Annotated in this window: 19 protein-coding genes and 1 pseudogene; 18 read left to right on the forward strand and 2 right to left on the reverse strand. The window is 41.1% G+C overall.

The window, feature by feature from the left end:
• Window positions 1-29: 29 nt before the first annotated feature.
• The 18 genes and pseudogenes from DWV68_RS07120 (at window position 30) to DWV68_RS07205 (ending at window position 15,798) form a co-directional block, all read left to right on the forward strand.
• The gene (locus DWV68_RS07120) at window positions 30-200 is read left to right on the forward strand and encodes a DUF6290 family protein (RefSeq protein WP_117788085.1); all 171 of its coding nucleotides are present in this window, start codon (window positions 30-32) and stop codon (window positions 198-200) included.
• Between the two features lie 38 nt (window positions 201-238).
• Complete coding sequence (locus DWV68_RS07125; protein WP_117813441.1) at window positions 239-1,474, forward strand: tyrosine-type recombinase/integrase; 1,236 nt, start codon at window positions 239-241, stop codon at window positions 1,472-1,474.
• 177 nt (window positions 1,475-1,651) lie between these two features.
• Window positions 1,652-2,134 (forward strand): annotated as a pseudogene (locus tag DWV68_RS07130) (lysine--tRNA ligase); the annotation flags it as partial.
• Window positions 2,135-2,425: 291 nt separating this feature from the next.
• Window positions 2,426-2,872: a hypothetical protein gene (locus tag DWV68_RS07135; RefSeq protein ID WP_118542166.1), complete on the forward strand. Its 447-nt coding sequence runs from the start codon at window positions 2,426-2,428 to the stop codon at window positions 2,870-2,872.
• Between the two features lie 62 nt (window positions 2,873-2,934).
• Window positions 2,935-3,537, forward strand: coding sequence for a Type 1 glutamine amidotransferase-like domain-containing protein (locus DWV68_RS07140; RefSeq protein ID WP_118665356.1), 603 nt, complete (start codon window positions 2,935-2,937; stop codon window positions 3,535-3,537).
• 54 nt (window positions 3,538-3,591) lie between these two features.
• The gene (locus DWV68_RS07145) at window positions 3,592-4,110 is read left to right on the forward strand and encodes a ClbS/DfsB family four-helix bundle protein (RefSeq protein WP_117699394.1); all 519 of its coding nucleotides are present in this window, start codon (window positions 3,592-3,594) and stop codon (window positions 4,108-4,110) included.
• A 141-nt stretch (window positions 4,111-4,251) separates the two neighbouring features.
• A complete protein-coding gene (locus DWV68_RS07150) occupies window positions 4,252-4,425 on the forward strand; it encodes a zinc-ribbon domain-containing protein (protein WP_117947885.1) in 174 nt (57 codons plus the stop codon).
• Window positions 4,400-4,852, forward strand: coding sequence for a DUF1016 domain-containing protein (locus DWV68_RS07155; RefSeq protein ID WP_330408426.1), 453 nt, complete (start codon window positions 4,400-4,402; stop codon window positions 4,850-4,852). Before DWV68_RS07150 ends, DWV68_RS07155 begins: the two co-directional genes overlap by 26 nt.
• Window positions 4,853-5,069: 217 nt before the next feature.
• Entirely contained in the window at window positions 5,070-5,783 is a 714-nt protein-coding gene (locus DWV68_RS07160) for a TetR/AcrR family transcriptional regulator (protein ID WP_242986271.1), read from the forward strand.
• The gene (locus DWV68_RS14705) at window positions 5,780-9,175 is read left to right on the forward strand and encodes a hypothetical protein (RefSeq protein ID WP_243089473.1); all 3,396 of its coding nucleotides are present in this window, start codon (window positions 5,780-5,782) and stop codon (window positions 9,173-9,175) included. Before DWV68_RS07160 ends, DWV68_RS14705 begins: the two co-directional genes overlap by 4 nt.
• Window positions 9,176-9,556: 381 nt before the next feature.
• On the forward strand, window positions 9,557-10,132 hold the full coding sequence (lexA, locus tag DWV68_RS07170) for a transcriptional repressor LexA (protein ID WP_227572943.1): 576 nt from the start codon (window positions 9,557-9,559) through the stop codon (window positions 10,130-10,132).
• A gap of 130 nt (window positions 10,133-10,262) precedes the next feature.
• Window positions 10,263-10,961 carry an ImmA/IrrE family metallo-endopeptidase gene (locus DWV68_RS07175; protein ID WP_118665358.1) on the forward strand — a complete coding sequence of 233 codons (699 nt, stop codon included), beginning with the start codon at window positions 10,263-10,265 and terminating at the stop codon, window positions 10,959-10,961.
• A 70-nt stretch (window positions 10,962-11,031) separates the two neighbouring features.
• A complete protein-coding gene (locus DWV68_RS07180) occupies window positions 11,032-11,376 on the forward strand; it encodes a hypothetical protein (protein ID WP_118665360.1) in 345 nt (114 codons plus the stop codon).
• Window positions 11,377-11,577: 201 nt separating this feature from the next.
• Window positions 11,578-12,291, forward strand: a complete 714-nt coding sequence (locus DWV68_RS07185) for a lantibiotic protection ABC transporter ATP-binding protein (protein WP_118665362.1) — start codon at window positions 11,578-11,580, stop codon at window positions 12,289-12,291.
• Window positions 12,284-13,015 carry a lantibiotic immunity ABC transporter MutE/EpiE family permease subunit gene (locus DWV68_RS07190; protein WP_118665364.1) on the forward strand — a complete coding sequence of 244 codons (732 nt, stop codon included), beginning with the start codon at window positions 12,284-12,286 and terminating at the stop codon, window positions 13,013-13,015. The genes DWV68_RS07185 and DWV68_RS07190 overlap by 8 nt, the downstream gene beginning before the upstream one ends.
• Window position 13,016: 1 nt before the next feature.
• The gene (locus tag DWV68_RS07195) at window positions 13,017-13,757 is read left to right on the forward strand and encodes a lantibiotic immunity ABC transporter MutG family permease subunit (RefSeq protein ID WP_005330844.1); all 741 of its coding nucleotides are present in this window, start codon (window positions 13,017-13,019) and stop codon (window positions 13,755-13,757) included.
• A 14-nt stretch (window positions 13,758-13,771) separates the two neighbouring features.
• Window positions 13,772-14,434 (forward strand): response regulator transcription factor, encoded by a 663-nt coding sequence (locus DWV68_RS07200; RefSeq protein WP_118665366.1) that lies wholly within the window; start codon window positions 13,772-13,774, stop codon window positions 14,432-14,434.
• Entirely contained in the window at window positions 14,422-15,798 is a 1,377-nt protein-coding gene (locus DWV68_RS07205) for a sensor histidine kinase (RefSeq protein WP_118057626.1), read from the forward strand. Before DWV68_RS07200 ends, DWV68_RS07205 begins: the two co-directional genes overlap by 13 nt.
• 362 nt (window positions 15,799-16,160) lie before the next feature.
• Here DWV68_RS07205 and DWV68_RS07210 read toward each other — a convergent pair whose 3' ends face one another.
• Together DWV68_RS07210 and DWV68_RS07215 are read right to left on the reverse strand one after the other, a co-directional pair.
• On the reverse strand, window positions 16,161-16,361 hold the full coding sequence (locus DWV68_RS07210; RefSeq protein WP_004853407.1) for a helix-turn-helix transcriptional regulator: 201 nt from the start codon (window positions 16,359-16,361) through the stop codon (window positions 16,161-16,163).
• Window positions 16,362-16,444: 83 nt separating this feature from the next.
• A partial coding sequence (locus DWV68_RS07215) for a S24 family peptidase (protein WP_243089475.1) occupies window positions 16,445-16,988 on the reverse strand: 544 nt, incomplete at its 5' end.

Here is a 16,988-nt window from a genome sequence, read left to right on the forward strand (position 1 = left end):
TATAATATCTATATGAGGAGGTGCATAGGATGGCAAAGATGGGAAGACCTAAGAGTGAAAAGCCGTTAGATAAAAGAGTTACTATAAGGCTTAACGAAGAGGAATTTACTATTTTAGTCGAGTATGCGCAGAATCATGATATTACAGTAACGCAAGCTGTTAAGTCATGTATTCAGGAGAAAATCCTGAATAGGTGTTAGGTGCAAAGGACTCCTTCGTATTAGAAAGGAGGAGTACATTGGCAACAAGAAAGGATGGAAAAGGAAGAGCCTTGAGAAAAGGCGAACACTATCGAAAAAGTGATGGGAGATATTCCTATTCATATAACGATGTGTTTGGAAATCGAAAATTCATATACTCAAATAATCTTGCAAAATTAAGAGAACGTGAAGAACAGTTAGTAAGGGATCAGCTGGATGGATTAGATGTATATGTAGCAGGAAGTGCAGATTTGAATTTTGTATTTGACCGCTATATTTCAACTAAATCTGAGCTGAGAAGCACTACTCGTTCAAACTATCTTTACACATGGAATCATTTCATTAGAGATGGATTCGGTAAGAAGAAAATTGGAGATATAAAATATTCAGATGTTTTGTATTTCTACAACTATCTTATAACTGAGAAGAAATTGCAGATTAGTTCGATAGAAAGTATAAATACGGTGTTACATCCTACGTTTCAGTTGGCTGTTAGGGATGATATAATAAGAAAAAATCCTACCGATGGAGCGTATGCTGAAATAAAGAAGCGAAATGGCGGAACTAAAAAAACAAGGCACGCTTTAAGCGTAGAGCAGCAGAGGTCATTTATGAATTATGTTGCTGATAGTCCTATCTTTTACACATGGTATCCGTTATTTGCATTTCTATTAGGAACTGGATGTCGAATTGGAGAAGCAATTGGCTTGAGATGGGATGATGTAAATCTTGAGAATCGAATGATTGATATTAATCATAGTTTGACATATTATCCAAGGCGAGAAAAAACTTATGTATGTGAGTTTCGAGTATCATTGCCCAAAACCGAGGCAGGAAAAAGAGTCATTCCGATGATGGAACCTATATATAATGTTTTAAAATCGGAATACGAAAGACAGCAAGAAGAAGGCTTCTGCGATACAGTAGTTGATGGCATGACAAACTTCATCTTTACTAACCGATTTGGTAATCCACATAATCCGGCATCAATCAATAGAGCTATTAAGAGAATCGTGGATGCTCATAATGCTGAAGAGGAAGTAGAAGCAAAGAAGGAAAAGCGTAAGCCTATTATGTTACCAAGATTTTCGTGTCATATATTTAGACATACTTTTGCTTCAAGAATATGTGAGAATGAAACGAATGTAAAAATTATTCAGCAGTTAATGGGACACGCAGATGTATCGACAACCATGAATATCTACGCAGAAGTAAATGCAGAAAGTACCAGAGAATCTATTGAAAATCTGGCAAAAAATTTAGATGTTTTTTAGAAGAGAGTCCATATTAAATGGGACTTTCAGGTAGGACAACAAAATAGGATGGATGACAACAATCTGACAACAAAAAGACGTAAAAAGTTGCATAAATCCGAACAAAAATGAACTTATTAAAAAATGAATTATAAATGGATGCAAATCAGTTTGGAGAAATATAAAGTGCAAACAAATGTTCTCCCGACGATGAAGTCCTTAGATGGTGTAAATAAGAAAAATGATGTAAATAATATAGCTTCTGAAGCACCTGAAAAAAATGTAAAAACTGAGTCTGAAAAGATTGATTTTTCTAAAGTAAAGATTGAGCCTTTGTTTGAGGAAATGGTAGACTTTGATACATTCAGCAAGTCAGATTTCCGTGCAGTAAAGGTTAAAGAGTGTGTTGCAGTACCGAAGTCAAAGAAACTGTTACAGTTTACTCTTGATGACGGAACAGGCACAGACAGAACCATTTTAAGCGGTATTCATAGCTTTTATGAGCCGGAGGAACTGGTTGGAAAGACTCTTATCGCTATCACAAATCTTCCACCGAGAGCGATGATGGGCATTGACTCTTGCGGTATGCTCCTCAGTGCTATTCATGAAGAAGAAGGCGAAGAAAAGCTTCATCTTCTGATGGTAGATGACCACATTCCGGCAGGTGCAAAGCTCTATTAAGATGAGAAACTGAGCCTTGCGGCGGTGTGCGCTTGCGAACACCGACATAAGGCGAAAAACGCACGGAGACGCCAGTCGACGTGATGTAAAGATGTACCGTTTTACCAAATAGACGGGACGTACTTCATTTGATAAAAAACTAAAAAAACAGCGATTTACATCAAACTTACATCAATTGATGTAGAAATCGGTGCAAGCAAGAAAAAATCGCATAATTAGTGCAATGAGTGGGCAATTCCAATCGGAGTTGCCCATTTTTAAAACAAACAGAAATACAAATCAGAGTTTGTGATGGTAGATAATATGGAATGGTTTAATGTTTTTGGGCTGATTTTTATTGCAGTCATTATGATACCCAATGTTGTATTTGCGATTAAGTGTAAAGATGGATTTGATAATAAGTGGAACAATAAATATGTTGAGGTCACAGAACAAGTAGGGAGATTGGGTTGTTTCGGATTCATGATAATCAATATTCCGGGAACTTGGTTCGGGTGGTGGTCTGACGAAGCATTTGCACTATATCTGATTGTAGATACCATATTGGTAATGCTTTATTGTGCTATTTGGATTATATGTTTTAAGAAAAACAGCGTTTTCAGAGCATTAGCACTTTCTACTATTCCTTCAATGTTGTTCTTATTTAGTGGGATTATGAGTAGGTCAGTGCTATTGATTATTGCATCAGTATTATTTGCACCAAGTCATATTGTGATTTCATATAAAAATGTAAAATGATATTTACAAATTCAAGTTTGTTAAATTGGAAAATTAGAATTTATATATAAAGGAGAATATTGATGAAACTGTTTTTATGTTCGCACTTTTCAAGTGTAGGAAGTCTGATAAAGGAAGAAATTGAAAATAAGAAAGTCGCATTTATTCCAACAGCTTCACTGCGTGAAGGCTACACCGGTTATGTCGGCTCGGCTCGAAAATTATTCAAAAAGTTGGGAGCGATCATAACTGAAATTGATATTTCAACGGAGGCTTATTCAACGATACAGTCTGTTTTTGAAGATGCGGATGTGATATATTTTACCGGCGGAAATTCTTTTTTCCTTATAGACCAGCTCCGTAAAACGGGAACGGATGAGCTGTTGAAAAAAGAATTGGCAAAGGGAAAACTGATGATTGGTGAATCGGCAGGTGCGATTATATGCGCTCCAAGCATCCAATATATCGAGCAAATGGATGAAAAGCCGGAGGACTACTCACAAGAAGATGATGCAGGGATTGATTTGATTGATTTCTATGTTCTTCCGCATTATCTTACAGCACCATTTAAGAAAGTTACCGAGAAAATAATGACTGAATTTTCGGATTTGAATCTATGCCCTATTAACAACCATCAGGGAATTGTAATTGATGGTGAAGGTTCAAAGGTTATTTGCAAAGACTAATTTGAAAAATCCTTTTTTTGAAACTGGAAAATCGGAAGCTGAGGAGATAGACTATTGAGAACATATGAGAATAAAGACGAGCTTAAAAACGAGATAAATAAAAGCTTTGCAAAGTATATTTCAGAATTTAATGATATTCCGGAGCATTTAAAAGATAAGAGAATTGATGAGGTCGATCGAACTCCGGCAGAAAATCTTGCTTATCAGGTTGGCTGGACAACTCTTGTTATTAAATGGGAATCAGACGAAAGAAAGGGTATTCCTGTCAAAACTCCTTCGGATAATTTTAAGTGGAATCAGCTTGGCGAATTATATCAATGGTTCGCAGATACATATGCTCAGCTGTCACTGCAAGAATTGAAAGACAGATTGAATGAGAATATCAACTCTATTTATGTAATGATTGATTCTCTGAGTGAGGAAGAATTATTTAAACCACATATGAGAAAATGGGCTGACGAAGCAACTAAAACAGCTGTCTGGGAAGTATACAAATTCATACATGTTAATACAGTTGCTCCGTTCGGAACCTTTAGAACCAAGATTAGAAAATGGAAAAAGATTGCACTATAACTTCCAGTTTGCCAACTTGCCCTTTGAGAGAGGAGAAATCCCTTTCCCATAGGGCTTTTTCTATTTATACGGATATTCGCAAACTACAAGATAAAGCCAAAACTTCATATACTCTAAGCACAAGGAGGTTGAGGTTTGGCTATGAATAACAGTTTAGCAGAAGTACACCCGGAGCTTGTTTCGGAGTGGTCGGAAAAGAATTTAACGCTTACGCCTGATGACATTACTTTCGGTTCAAATAAAAAAGTATGGTGGAGAGGTGCTTGCGGTCATGAATGGCAGGCAAGAAATGTTGGAAACAGATATAGAAAATGAACTTGTAAAAAATGTTACTTCTCTACTGATGGAATTAGGCACTGGTTTTGCTTTTATGGGACAGCAGTATCATCTTGAAGTTGGAGGAAAAGATTTCTATATAGACCTTCTGTTCTATAACACAAAGCTTAGATGTTATGTAGCAATAGACCTTAAAACTGGCGAGTTTAAGCCAGAACAGGCAGGAAAGATGAATTTTTATTTATCTGCTTTAGACGATTTAGTGAAAGCTCCAGAGGATAATCCATCAGTGGGACTTATTTTGTGCAGAGATGAAAATAGAACAATTGCAGAGTATGCATTGAGAGATATGTCAAAACCGATTGGTGTCAGTGAATATCACTTATGCACGGATTTACCGTTAGATTTGAAAAATGCATTACCTGCCGTAGAAGATATTAGAAGTAGAATTGATATGAAAAAGTAATTTGTGCAGACCGTCTGCACAAATTGCAGGATAAAAGTTCATTGAACAAAAAAGCCTTTATAGGCTGTAATTTTCAATGAAAACAAAAACTTTACTTTTAACATTGGTTGAGTTAAAAAGAAATAAATTGAGTTAAGCGGAAAAATATCAAATGCCAGTTGCTTTTTCACTCTCGAGATGATATTATTAGTATATATACTAAAATATTTGAAGAGAGGTGATATATTTGCGGAGAGACAGCAGTGAAACAAAGAGGAAAATACTGACTGTGTGCGTCCGTCTCTTTCTGGAACAGGGGTATAAAAACACCACTGTCAGTCAGATTGTGGACGAAGCAGGTGTTGCAAGAGGAAGCTATTTGAATCTGTTTCCCACCAAGGATAAAATTTTGCTGGACTTGACCGAAACGATGTTCGGCGGACAGTTCGGCGTGGCAAGAAGCATTGCAGACAGCAAGCTGCCGCCGGTTTACGCCTATGCGGTGGAAACGGCGATCCAACTGACACTGACCGAGCTGAACGAGAACCTGCGGGAAATCTACATTGAAGCCTATTCCCTGCCCGAAACATCGGAGTATATCTACCTGCATACCACGGCAGAGCTGAAGCAGATTTTTGGTGAAAATTTCCCCGATGATACCGAGAGCGACTTTTACGAGATGGAAATCGGCACGGCGGGACTGATGCGCAGCTATATGGCGAGAAAATGTGATATTCATTTTCCGTTGGAACGCAAGCTCAGCCGTTTTCTGACGGCGGCGATGCGGGTGTATCGTGTACCGGAGGCAGAGCAGGCAAAGGTGCTTGCTTTTATTCAATCATTAGATATTAAAGCAATTGCCACAGAGGTTATGTATAAACTGTTTGCCATGTTGGAAATGAAATACGATTTTAAGCTGTCAAAGAACGGCGAAATGGAGGAAACAAGATGAAGAAACGATTATTCAGTATCCTGCTTGCTCTGTGCATGGTGCTCTGCCTTGTGTCGACCACGGCATTTGCCGAGAGCGAGACGGAAGAATCGCCTGTATGCACCTGCGAAACGGCCTGCACAGCAGAAGCAATGAACGCAGATTGTCCCATCTGCGGCGCAGAGGGCGCTTTGCCGGAAAACTGCGAATGCAGCGAGCCCATTGAGAACGCAGAGCCGGAAGGCGAAGAGAACGAAGAACAGCCGGAGACGGCCTTGACAGCGTTGAGCGGCGCGGGCGAGACGCCCGCCGCGAGCGGAGCGGTAACAGAAGTCGGCAACGAGTCTGCCTTGACTGCGGCGATTGCAAATTCTGCTGTCAGCACCGTCAAGCTGACAGGGGACATTAGCATCAGCAACTCCCTGACCGTCAACCGCACCGTGACGCTGGACCTGAACGGTCATGTGCTCAAATACGAGAGCGCAAACAAGGGCAGCGTGATTGTGGTCGAGGGCGGCGGGCAGCTGACGATCGAGGACAGCAATACGAGTAATCTCTCGCACAGATTCAATCCGAATGGCAAACTGTGGGTGCTGGACGAGGCAAGCGGCACAGAGACCGTCACCGGCGGCGTCATCACCGGCGGCACGGGCTATCCGATTCTGCTATATGGCTCCTACTACTATTATGGCGGCGGTGTGTATATCGCATCCGGCGGGCAGTTGACCATGACCGGCGGCAATATTATCGGCTGCTCCGCGACGTACGGCGGCGGTGTACATATTGATGGTGAATCGGGTCAGTTCTCTATGTCCGGCGGCAGCATCGCCGGATGCGTCGCCTCCATCATCGGCGGCGGTGTTCGTGCTTCCGGCACGTTCAAAATGTCAGGTCAGGCGGTCATTCGCAGCTGCACCGCCGAAAGCGCGACCCAATTTGTTTTCGGCGGAGGCGTATATGTCAACGGCAGCAGCAGCTTTGAAATGTCTGGTGAGGCAAAAATCAAAGGCTGTCAGGCAATCTCCAACTCTTCCCATTCTTCCAACGGCGGAGGCGTATATGTCAGCAGCAGCAGCAGCTTTGTGATGTCTGGTGAGGCAAAAATCGAAGACTGTAAGGCAATCTCCAACTCTTCCAAATCTTCCAACGGCGGGGGTGTCTTTCTCGCAAACGGTACGTCGCTCACCCTGTCGGGCAACGCCGTGATTCAAAATTGCACGGCAACGAATTCCGTCAACTCCGGCGAAGCCTATGGCGGCGGTGTGCGCGCCTTTTATGTGAGGGAGATCACCTTGGCGGACAATGCGTGCATTGTCGGCTGTACTGCGGCAAACGGAAGCGGACTATACATCACCGGCTCTACGACACCTGGCAATGGGAAACTTTTCGCCAACGGCGGCTCGGTTAACGGCGACGTCGTGCTGGGAGATACAACAGAGGGTCCCTGTACCATTACAGGCTCCGGCGAGACTGTGTTCAAGGGCAAAGTGACCGTTACCCCCGGCAGCACCATCGAAAACGGTAAATTCAACGGCGAGGTCATCAACAACGGAACCATCACCGGCGGCGTTTTTAACAGCACAGTTTCCGGCAGCGGTATCATCAACGGCGGCACATTTAACGGCACCCCCGATCACATCACCGGCAGCGGCACGGAGACAGATCCCTATCAAATCAGCACCGCCGCGGGGCTGAAATGGTTCCGGGATAAGGTGAACGATGCAAAAACCGAAGAAGAAACCAAAATCTGCGCCGTGCTGACAGCAGCCATTGATTTGAATAACGAACCGTGGACGCCAATCGGAAACTATACCGAAGGAAATAAGATTTACTACGAGGGCACATTTGACGGCGGCGGCCACACCATTTCCGGCCTGAACGTTACGGACAACTTCAGGTATGCCAGTCTGTTCGGTGCTGTAAAAGGCGGCACGATTAAAAACCTGACAGTGGCAGGTAACGTATCCCATAATTATAATTTGACGGGTCTAGCCTGTCACGTCGGCGGCATTGTGGGCGGCGCTTTGGATGCTGCGACGATTGAAAATTGCAGCAACAATTGCAGCGTTACTGGCGGCAGTGGCGATTATATTGGCGGTATTGCTGGCAGTAATATTGACAATGCGAGAATCATCGACTGCTATAATGTTGGCACAATTACCGGCACAATTAATGGAACTGGCGGTGTTACGTGGCTTAACATGGGCACGATCTCCAATTGCTACAATGTTGGAACGATTAAAACACCCTATAATAGTGATGCTGTTGGCGAAATCGTTGGCCGTAATCATGGCACTGTAGAAAACTGCTACTATCTTGCCGGTACGAACCTGAACGCAGTTGGCCAAAACAATAGTAATGGCAACATTACAAAAACAGAGTCCAAAACCGCCGCAAACTTCGCCAACGACACGGTGCTGGCGCTGCTCAAGGCTGACCGCGACAATTCTCCATGGGACAGCTGCCAGTATGTGGCTGCGGCAAAAATAACCCTGCCCGTGTTCAAGGGACAGGGCGATGAACATACCCACAATGGGAACTGGACATCGAACGACAACGGCACCCACAGCCGCCGCTGCACCTGCAATGTCGTGGAAACACAAAACTGCTCCGGTGGCACGGCAACCTGCACCCAAAATGCCGTCTGTGAGTTTTGCAAGGCTGAGTATGGCGAAAAGCTGCCCCACGACTTCACGGCGGAGACCGTGGATGCAAAGTACCTGAAATCCGCCGCCACCTGCACGGAAAAGGCGGTCTACTACAAGTCCTGCGCAGTCTGCGGTCTGAGCTCCGAGGGCACGGCGGATGAGGCGACCTTCTTCTCCGGCAATGCGCTGGACCACAACTGGGGCGCTTGGACGCAGAACAGCGATGAAAAGACACACACCCGAATCTGTAAGCGTGACACCAGCCATACGGAAACCGAGAATTGCATCGATGCAAACAAAGACCACAAATGTGATATCTGCGATTATATAATCAGCGAGTGTGCAGACGATAACAAAGACCACAAGTGTGATTATTGCGGCAAGAAGCTGATTGAGCACACCGGCGGGAAAGCGACCTGCAAGGACAAGGCAAAGTGCGAAGTCTGCGGTGCGGAATACGGTGAGCTTGATGCGAAGAACCACACCGACTTAAAGCACTTCCCGGCAACTGCGGCGACCAAGACCACCGAGGGCAATATCGAGTACTGGTACTGCGAAGGCTGCGGTAAATATTACAGCGACAAGGACGGTACAAAGGAAATCAAAAAAGCCGACACCGTAACGGCGAAGCTGAAGGACGATTCCAAATCTCCGCAGACCGGCGATACAAGCAACCTTGCTTTGTGGATTGCCCTGCTGTTTGTCAGCAGCGGTGCTGCCATTGGTACAACGGTTGTCAGCAGAAAGAAAAAGTACAACAAATAATTGAATAGCGTTCCCTTGCTCCAGCTTCCGAGCAAAACAAAAGCGTCGTAGCAATACGGCGCTTTTGTCGGAGAAAGAAAATAGCGGATAGAATTATTTTGGAGGAATGAAAATGAAGAAGAAACTTCTCGGTAAGAATCCGGAACTTGTATTGTATAAGAAAAGATGAAAATAGAGAAAAATAGTAAGCCATTGGAGTTAATGATTTCAGTGCAAGCAAAGGAATTTTGAGGTGTTAGCAAATTGCGACACCTCTTTTCTTTTACGAAAAACCTACTTGAAAAATTTTTCGTATCAGGTATAATAAAACTATCGAAAGCAAACTGCTTCTGATAGAAAAGAAAGTGAGGTGCAGGTATGAGAAGCAAGAGTCCTGAACTTATGAGTGAAATAAAAAAGTATATCGAGGATTATTACCTGCAAAACAGACAATCCCCATCGACTACAAAAATTGCTGAAGCTGTTGGCATTGCCAGAGGTACAGCATATAAATACTTAGTAGAGATGGCTGAGAAGAATATGATTGAGTACGACGGACAGGAGATTCGCACCAATGTGACCCGTAAGTACAGTGGCGAACAAACACAGACACCGATTGTAGGTTCTATTCCTTGTGGCAGTCCTCAGTATGAGGAAGAAAATATTGAAGAATATGTATCACTTCCTACTGCTATTTTCGGCAAAGGAGATTTCTTCATATTAAGAGCAAGCGGTCAGTCTATGATTGAAGCAGGGATTGATGACGGCGACCTTGTGGTTGTTAAAAAGCAGGTAGAAGCCAAAGAGGGCGATATAGTAGTTGCCCTTGTGGATAATCAGAATACATTGAAACGGTACTTCCGAGATGATGAGAATAAGAAAATCATTCTCCATCCGGAAAATAAGAAGATGAAAGACATCATTGTAGATGAGTGCTGCATTCAGGGTGTGGCTTGTCACATCATCAAAGAACTATAACAGAGGACAGACGAATGAGAACACTTGAAGGAATTCGCTATCTAATCAATTTGGATAGTGCGGAAATACAACAGAACTTTGCCGGAGGAGTTGCACCGCCGGACAAGGTGGAGTCGGAGGTGGACACAACTTGAGTATTTATATGTCAAGAGCCGAGTTGGAAGAAATCAGCGAAGGCTTGATAACAGCTTATGCTAATAAGTTTAGCAATCGAGTGATTCAATCCATCGACATAGAACATTTCATTACAGAATTTCTTATGTTACGAATTGAATACGCTTCTTTCGCAGAAGATGATGCAGGCAGGATTGGTTTTCTGGCAGATGGAGCAACACCACTGCTGATACATCAGGACGGAAAAATTATTCCCTTTGTTTTCCCGAAAGATACCATCATACTTGATAAATTTCTTCTTGCCGAAAAGGAGCAAGGACGTCGCAGGTTTACAATGGCACACGAAGCGTCACATCATATCTTGAGTAAGATGTATGCAATGCCGAGTGAAGGACGCTTTCATGCAGAGTATGACAGTGAGCGTAGTTATTCCAAAGAGGAACTGGCTCAGATGTTTGCGTCTGTTGAGTGGCAGGCAGATACAATGGGAGCTTCGCTTCTTATGCCGAGAAGGATTATTGAAAATGCCTTGGCGAAATATAATCAGTCAAATCCGATAAAAGTTTATGGTGATAATACCATTGCTTCAAAGGAAAAAGCAATTATTCGTAGAATGGCAGCTTATATCGGAGTATCTTATACAGCCTTGGTTATCAGATTGAGAGATATGGGACTATTTGAGTATCACAATATCCTTGAATACATTTCCAATTAATTAAATCTTGGAGGTGTTTCGCAATGAGGTTACTAATGATATTACAAAAGAACGATTTGGAGATCAGTGGATGTTACATTTAATGGATAATATCTGTAGAATCATGGAAATTATCAAATTCCGTATTCCAGATGTGGAAATTTTTATCATGGCGTTTTATCCTGCAAATCTTCACCTGCCATGGCAGACAGAACAATCAATCCAATGGATGAAACTCCGTACTCCTGAAAATCTTATATTATGTAATCATCGATTAAAAGAAATAGCAGAAAAATACGGTTGTCGTTACCTTGATTGTAATGAAGCACTTGTTGATGAACATGGTGAACAGAAATCGGAGTATGCCATTGATGGTGTACATATGTATGCAAATGGATATTTGAATGTTTTTAAGTCTTTAAAGCCTTATTTGTAATTCATGAAAGGGTTTTATTAGTGGAACAAAAAGTAAACAAATCGGAATTTCGAGGTGATACAGAATGCAGCACGAGTGTAAAATAAGAAAAAACTTCTGGGACAGATTTTCTAAAATGTAGCAAACTTCATCAAATCTTTATTTTTCCCTGATAGATTATATTTCAGTAAGAAATAAAATATAGAAGGAAGGATAGAAAAGATGGAAATGATGTTGCAGACACAAAATCTATGTAAATATTTTAAAAAGCAGAAAGCGGTAAATAATGTTTCACTCAATATAGAAAAAGGACAGATTTATGGACTGCTTGGACCGAATGGCGCTGGTAAATCTACCACGTTGAAAATGTTGACCGGTATGATGAAACCTACTGCAGGAAAGATTTACTTTGATGGAAAACTTTGGGATAGGAAAGATTTATCAAAAATAGGAGCGTTAATTGAGAATCCGCCTATTTATGAAAATCTTTCCGCCAGAGAGAATTTGAAGGTAAGACAATTATTGCTTGGTACAGATGAAAACAGAATTGATGAGGTTTTGCAGATTGTATCACTTACAAACACCGGAAAGAAGAAAGCAGGACAGTTTTCTTTGGGAATGAAGCAAAGACTAGGCATTGCAATGGCATTGCTTGGAGAACCGGAACTTTTGATATTGGATGAACCTACGAATGGATTAGATCCAATAGGAATCGAGGAATTACGAGAGCTGATTCGGTCTTTTCCGGAACAGGGAATCACTGTAATTCTCTCCAGTCATATTCTCTCGGAGGTACAGTTACTTGCAGATAAAGTTGGGATTATTTCAGGTGGAATCTTAGGATACGAAGGAGCATTAAAGCAGGGAGATAATCTTGAAGATTTGTTTATGAATGTGGTAAGAAAAAACCAGAAAGCAGGTGAAATCCATGGTTAATATTATAAAAGCAGAACATCAAAAAGCCAAAAGAACCATGCGAAAAAAGTTTATCTGGGGATTTCCTCTTCTTACATTTGTCATGGCATTTATATTTACTCTTGGGATGACAAATGCTTATGCAGAAAGTGTTTGGAACTGGTGGTATACACTTTTGCTGCCGGGGATGATTGCCCTATTTTGTTATCTTTCTGTGGCGCAGGAGAAAAAGATAAAATACTATCATTTAACGACTATTCCAACAGACAGAAGAAAATTGTTGCTGGGGAAAATTATTTATATTGGGTGCATGATTCTGTTTTCCAATGTGATTGTGTTTGCAGGAGCAACGCTTGGAGGCTTTCTTCTAACGACACATGTTCCGGTGAAAGGAGCGTTGATTGCAGTATTGTTTCTGACGTTTTCTGAGTTATGGGAGATTCCGGTAGCTTTATTTTTAAGTGAACGATTTGGAATGATTGTAAACCTGTTCGTCTGCCTATTTATTACCGTCAGCGGTGTGGTAATATCACAAACCAGAATCTGGTATGTACTTGTTTCTGCAATCCCTATGCGAATGATGTGCCCGTTGCTTCATGTTTTACCAAATGGACTTGCCGCAGAAGCAGGGAATCCTCTTTTGGATACGGGAGTCATTGTTCCGGGAATGTGTCTCTCAATCATCTGGTTTGTTTTTGTAACGGTTCTGTTTTTGAAATGGTTTGAGAGAAGAGAGGTGAAATAAGATGATTGGAAGATCTCTTAATGCAGACTTGCGAAAGATGAAAGGAACATCTGTGATTCTGGCACACTTACTGATTCCGATTATAACCAGCGTTATATTTTTAATATATTACTTTTTTTCACCATGGAATGAAAATATGAAAGTGATTGCATTTTATCAGGCAATAGGAGCAGGACTTCCGGTACTTATTGGAATTTTTACAGCAAGTGTGATGGAACAGGAACAAAATGCAGGTGATTTTCAAAATCTGTTGTCTTTACCGGATAAACCTGCAGCATTTTTATCGAAACTGTTGATGCTACTGGTTTTGTGTCTGTGCTCTATCCTATTGACAGCAATCATATTCGGAATTGGATTTGGAAGAATCGCATCAAGCGATATCGAAATCATGAAAGGATGTATATTTGCAGCATTGCTGCTGTGGGGAAGCAGTGTTCCACTTTATCTGTGGCAGCTGATTCTGGCTTTTCAGTTTGGAAAAGGGGTATCCATTGGAGCAGGGATTATATCAGGACTAATTAGTGCATTGATGCTTACCGGACTTGGAGATTATGTGTGGAAATATGTATTTGTCTGCTGGACGGGTAGAGTACCATATACTTATCTGCAATCTGTATTGGGAGAAACTAGTGTAGGTGAATGGTTGTCATTCATACCAGGTTGCTTAATATTTACAGGGATTAGTATGGTATACTATTTTTGGTGGGTAAACCACTGGGAAGGAAACAGAATATCGGAATAGAATCGAGGGAAACTATGGCAAAAATACTGGCAGTTGATGATGAACCGGCAATTCTGGAAATGATAGAAAGCATTTTGAATAAGGATGGACATCTGGTTACCAAAGTAAGTGATCCACTAAAAATTAATATGGAAGAATTACATCGTTATGACCTGATTTTACTGGACATTATGATGCCTGGAATTGATGGCTTCGAATTATGCAAAAGAATCAGGGCACTTGTGGATTGTCCGATTTTGTTTCTTACGGCAAAAACGGAGGAAAACAGTCTGGTAAACGGACTTTCTTTAGGAGCAGATGATTATATTTCAAAGCCATTTGGAGTGATGGAACTTCGGGCAAGGATTCATGCACATCTTAGAAGAGAGCACAGGGAACATTCTGTCCGGATGGTTTTAGGGAGAGTCTGCATTCAGATGTCTCAAAAGAAACTATTGGTTGATGATAAGGAACTTCCTCTTACGAAAGCGGAGTACGAAATTTGTGAATTCCTGGCTAAAAACAGGGGACAGGTTTTCTCGAAAGAACAGATTTTAGAAGAGGTCTTTGGTTTTGACAGTGAGAGTAATGACAGTACCATTATCACGCATATCAAAAATATAAGAGCAAAATTTGCGGATTATGATTATACACCGATAAAAACAGTCTGGGGGATTGGATATAAATGGGAAGAGTAAAGAGAAGCAATGCACTCAGCTGGATTTTTATGAGATATGTACTAGTCATGCTTGGATCATTAGTAGGTTTGGTGATTGTTGCTTGGCTGCTGCTGTACCTTTTGATTAGTGTGGGCTGTATCTATCCGGCGAATTATGCAGAGCAAAAGATTAATGAAGCATATGATACGATTTTACATGCGGATAAAGTAACTGCTGAGATGATTCCCGCACTTTGTGATTATGTAATCTTTTCAGAGAATGGAGAGAAAATAGGTGGAGATCTGTCAGAACAATACGAACAGATAGCATGGAATGTTGCAAAGTACGGAAACGCATCCGGGAAATATTTTTATAAAGTAATTGTAAGGGAAAATGAATATGTTGTATTGCAATATCGCCTGACACCTCAATATCATTCAGCTTTTTTGAGGGAGCATTTTATAGGACCACAGAATGTGATGAGTATTATGTCTGTGATTGGAGCGGTAGCGATTATCATCATTCCGTCCATACGTTTTGGAAAAAGAATCAAAAAGCAGATGCAGCCTGTATTAGACGCAATCGGACAAATAAAGGATCAAAATCTGGAATATGAGACATCCTGTTCCGGTATCAAAGAGTTTGATGACTGTTTATCGGCAATCGATGATATGCGAGATGCATTGCGAGAATCTTTAGAAAAGCAGTGGAAAACAGAGCAGGAAAAGAAACAGCAGATGTCTGCTTTGGCGCATGATATTAAAACACCTCTTACGATTGTACGGGGAAATGCAGAACTACTTTCAGAGACTGAACTGACCACAGAACAGAAGAATAATATCACTTATGTTTTGAACGGCACAACACAGATACAAAGTTATGTAAAACAGTTGATAGATGTCACAAAATCATGGAATTGCAGTGATGTTACCTATACAACGGTGAGGTTAGAAGATTTTTTCACAGATATAAAGGAACAGGCACTCGGACTGGTAGAAATCTATCACCAGAAGATAGATTGGAAGGCGGAACAAAGTGATAAAAAGGTAACGATTGTTTATGATCCAATGTTCCGAGCCGTAATGAATGTGATTCAGAATGCAGTGGAGCATACAAAAGAAAATGGAATCATTTATATTGACGCAAAGGAGCAGGATGGCCGGCTGACATTCATTGTGGAGGATAGCGGATCAGGATTTACAAAAGAAGCATTATTGCATGGCACAGAGCAGTTTTTTATGGATGACACAAGTAGAAATGGCGAAGCCCATTATGGGATGGGGCTATTTTTTGCAAAAACTGTGGCTGAAAAATATGGCGGAGGGATTAAACTTTCAAATTCTGAAAATACAGGTGGGGCGAGGGTAGAAATATTTTTCCTGAGTAGTCAAGAAACAAGCTAAATAGACCGCAATTAAGCTATGTAAAAGAAATTTTACATGCTTTTATCTAATATGTAAAAGCCTTTTGATAGACATTACTACTACGTTTGCTGTAATCTCATGGAAGAAGGAGGCATACAGAATTATGATAGCTGATAAAATTAAAAATGCTCGTACTATTCTTTATTACATAACTATCATTATAGTTGGGATTATATGCACATATAAGAAGAGAATAATATAACTTTTGTTATGATATCAAATGATTTTTTCATTTAATATAACATTGCATTGGATGAAAAAATGTGTTTGGAGATGAAAACATAATCGAATTGAAGGTTGACGATTCAAACATAAAAAGAGCTGGGTGGCATCTACCCAGCTCAATCTTCTACATGGAAGACATCTTCCACCAATAAATTAAAGTATTTAGAAATCCGTAGCATAAACTCGGCAGATGGGGTGCTGTCCCCACGTTCTATCCTGCCGACAGTTTTGGTGCTGAATCCGATAGCAGCGGCAAGGTCATCCTGGTAAATGCCACGCTGTTCTCGGATTTCTCGGATATTATTGGTAACCGCCATAAAAATCCCTTCTTTCAGTTCTATAGAATTTTCTTATTGTCAATTATGCAAAATGATGTGTCCGATAAAAAGGACTTGCAATTTTATCGGTAATGTCCTGTAATAGCAGAAGCATCAGATTTTCCAAGAACTTTTCCAAATATGTCTAAGCGGTCATTTTCACTAACCTTGATAGGTGCATACTTTTCATTAAGCGAGATAAGGAAGATTCCGTCTATATCGTTTTGCAATTTTTTAATATAGGCTTCTCCGTTTAGAGCGAAGATGCCGATTTCTCCATTAGCAACAGATTCCTGCTGTAATACCCATGCAATCTGACCATCGTGGAATTCAGGTTCCATACTGTCACCACTAATACGGACACCGAAAGTAGTATCTTCCGGTAAGATAGATTCATCTATACATACAGTCTCTTTCGGTCCGTCTACAAGGAAGTTACCGGTTCCGGCTGATACAGCATTTTCAAAAATATCAATGCTTCGGAATGGAATTATCTTAGCAGTCTGCTTTTCATACATTCCGGATGCGTGGAGCAGATTAATATAATCCATAGCTTTTTCCCTGCCTTCATCAGTAAGTGATGAAAAAGGATCAGCAGGATTTACTCCAAAATATGCTTCATGAAGA

The sequence above is a fragment of the Roseburia sp. AF12-17LB genome, assembly GCF_003479605.1.
GTDB lineage: Bacteria > Bacillota > Clostridia > Lachnospirales > Lachnospiraceae > Roseburia_C > Roseburia_C amylophila.

Bases quoted from the DNA above. Each gene is read 5' to 3' on its own strand.
- DWV68_RS07135 (WP_118542166.1), top strand. From the start codon at position 2,426: ATGGTAGATAATATGGAATGGTTTAATGTTTTTGGGCTGATTTTTATT.
- DWV68_RS07120 (WP_117788085.1), top strand. From the start codon at position 30: ATGGCAAAGATGGGAAGACCTAAGAGTGAAAAGCCGTTAGATAAAAGA.
- DWV68_RS07210 (WP_004853407.1), bottom strand. From the start codon at position 16,361: ATGGCGGTTACCAATAATATCCGAGAAATCCGAGAACAGCGTGGCATT.
- DWV68_RS07140 (WP_118665356.1), top strand. From the start codon at position 2,935: ATGAAACTGTTTTTATGTTCGCACTTTTCAAGTGTAGGAAGTCTGATA.
- DWV68_RS07200 (WP_118665366.1), top strand. From the start codon at position 13,772: ATGGCAAAAATACTGGCAGTTGATGATGAACCGGCAATTCTGGAAATG.
- DWV68_RS07155 (WP_330408426.1), top strand. From the start codon at position 4,400: ATGTTGGAAACAGATATAGAAAATGAACTTGTAAAAAATGTTACTTCT.
- DWV68_RS07180 (WP_118665360.1), top strand. From the start codon at position 11,032: ATGTTACATTTAATGGATAATATCTGTAGAATCATGGAAATTATCAAA.
- lexA (WP_227572943.1), top strand. From the start codon at position 9,557: ATGAGTGAAATAAAAAAGTATATCGAGGATTATTACCTGCAAAACAGA.
- DWV68_RS07190 (WP_118665364.1), top strand. From the start codon at position 12,284: ATGGTTAATATTATAAAAGCAGAACATCAAAAAGCCAAAAGAACCATG.
- DWV68_RS07195 (WP_005330844.1), top strand. From the start codon at position 13,017: ATGATTGGAAGATCTCTTAATGCAGACTTGCGAAAGATGAAAGGAACA.
- DWV68_RS07205 (WP_118057626.1), top strand. From the start codon at position 14,422: ATGGGAAGAGTAAAGAGAAGCAATGCACTCAGCTGGATTTTTATGAGA.
- DWV68_RS07150 (WP_117947885.1), top strand. From the start codon at position 4,252: ATGAATAACAGTTTAGCAGAAGTACACCCGGAGCTTGTTTCGGAGTGG.
- DWV68_RS07185 (WP_118665362.1), top strand. From the start codon at position 11,578: ATGGAAATGATGTTGCAGACACAAAATCTATGTAAATATTTTAAAAAG.
- DWV68_RS14705 (WP_243089473.1), top strand. From the start codon at position 5,780: ATGAAGAAACGATTATTCAGTATCCTGCTTGCTCTGTGCATGGTGCTC.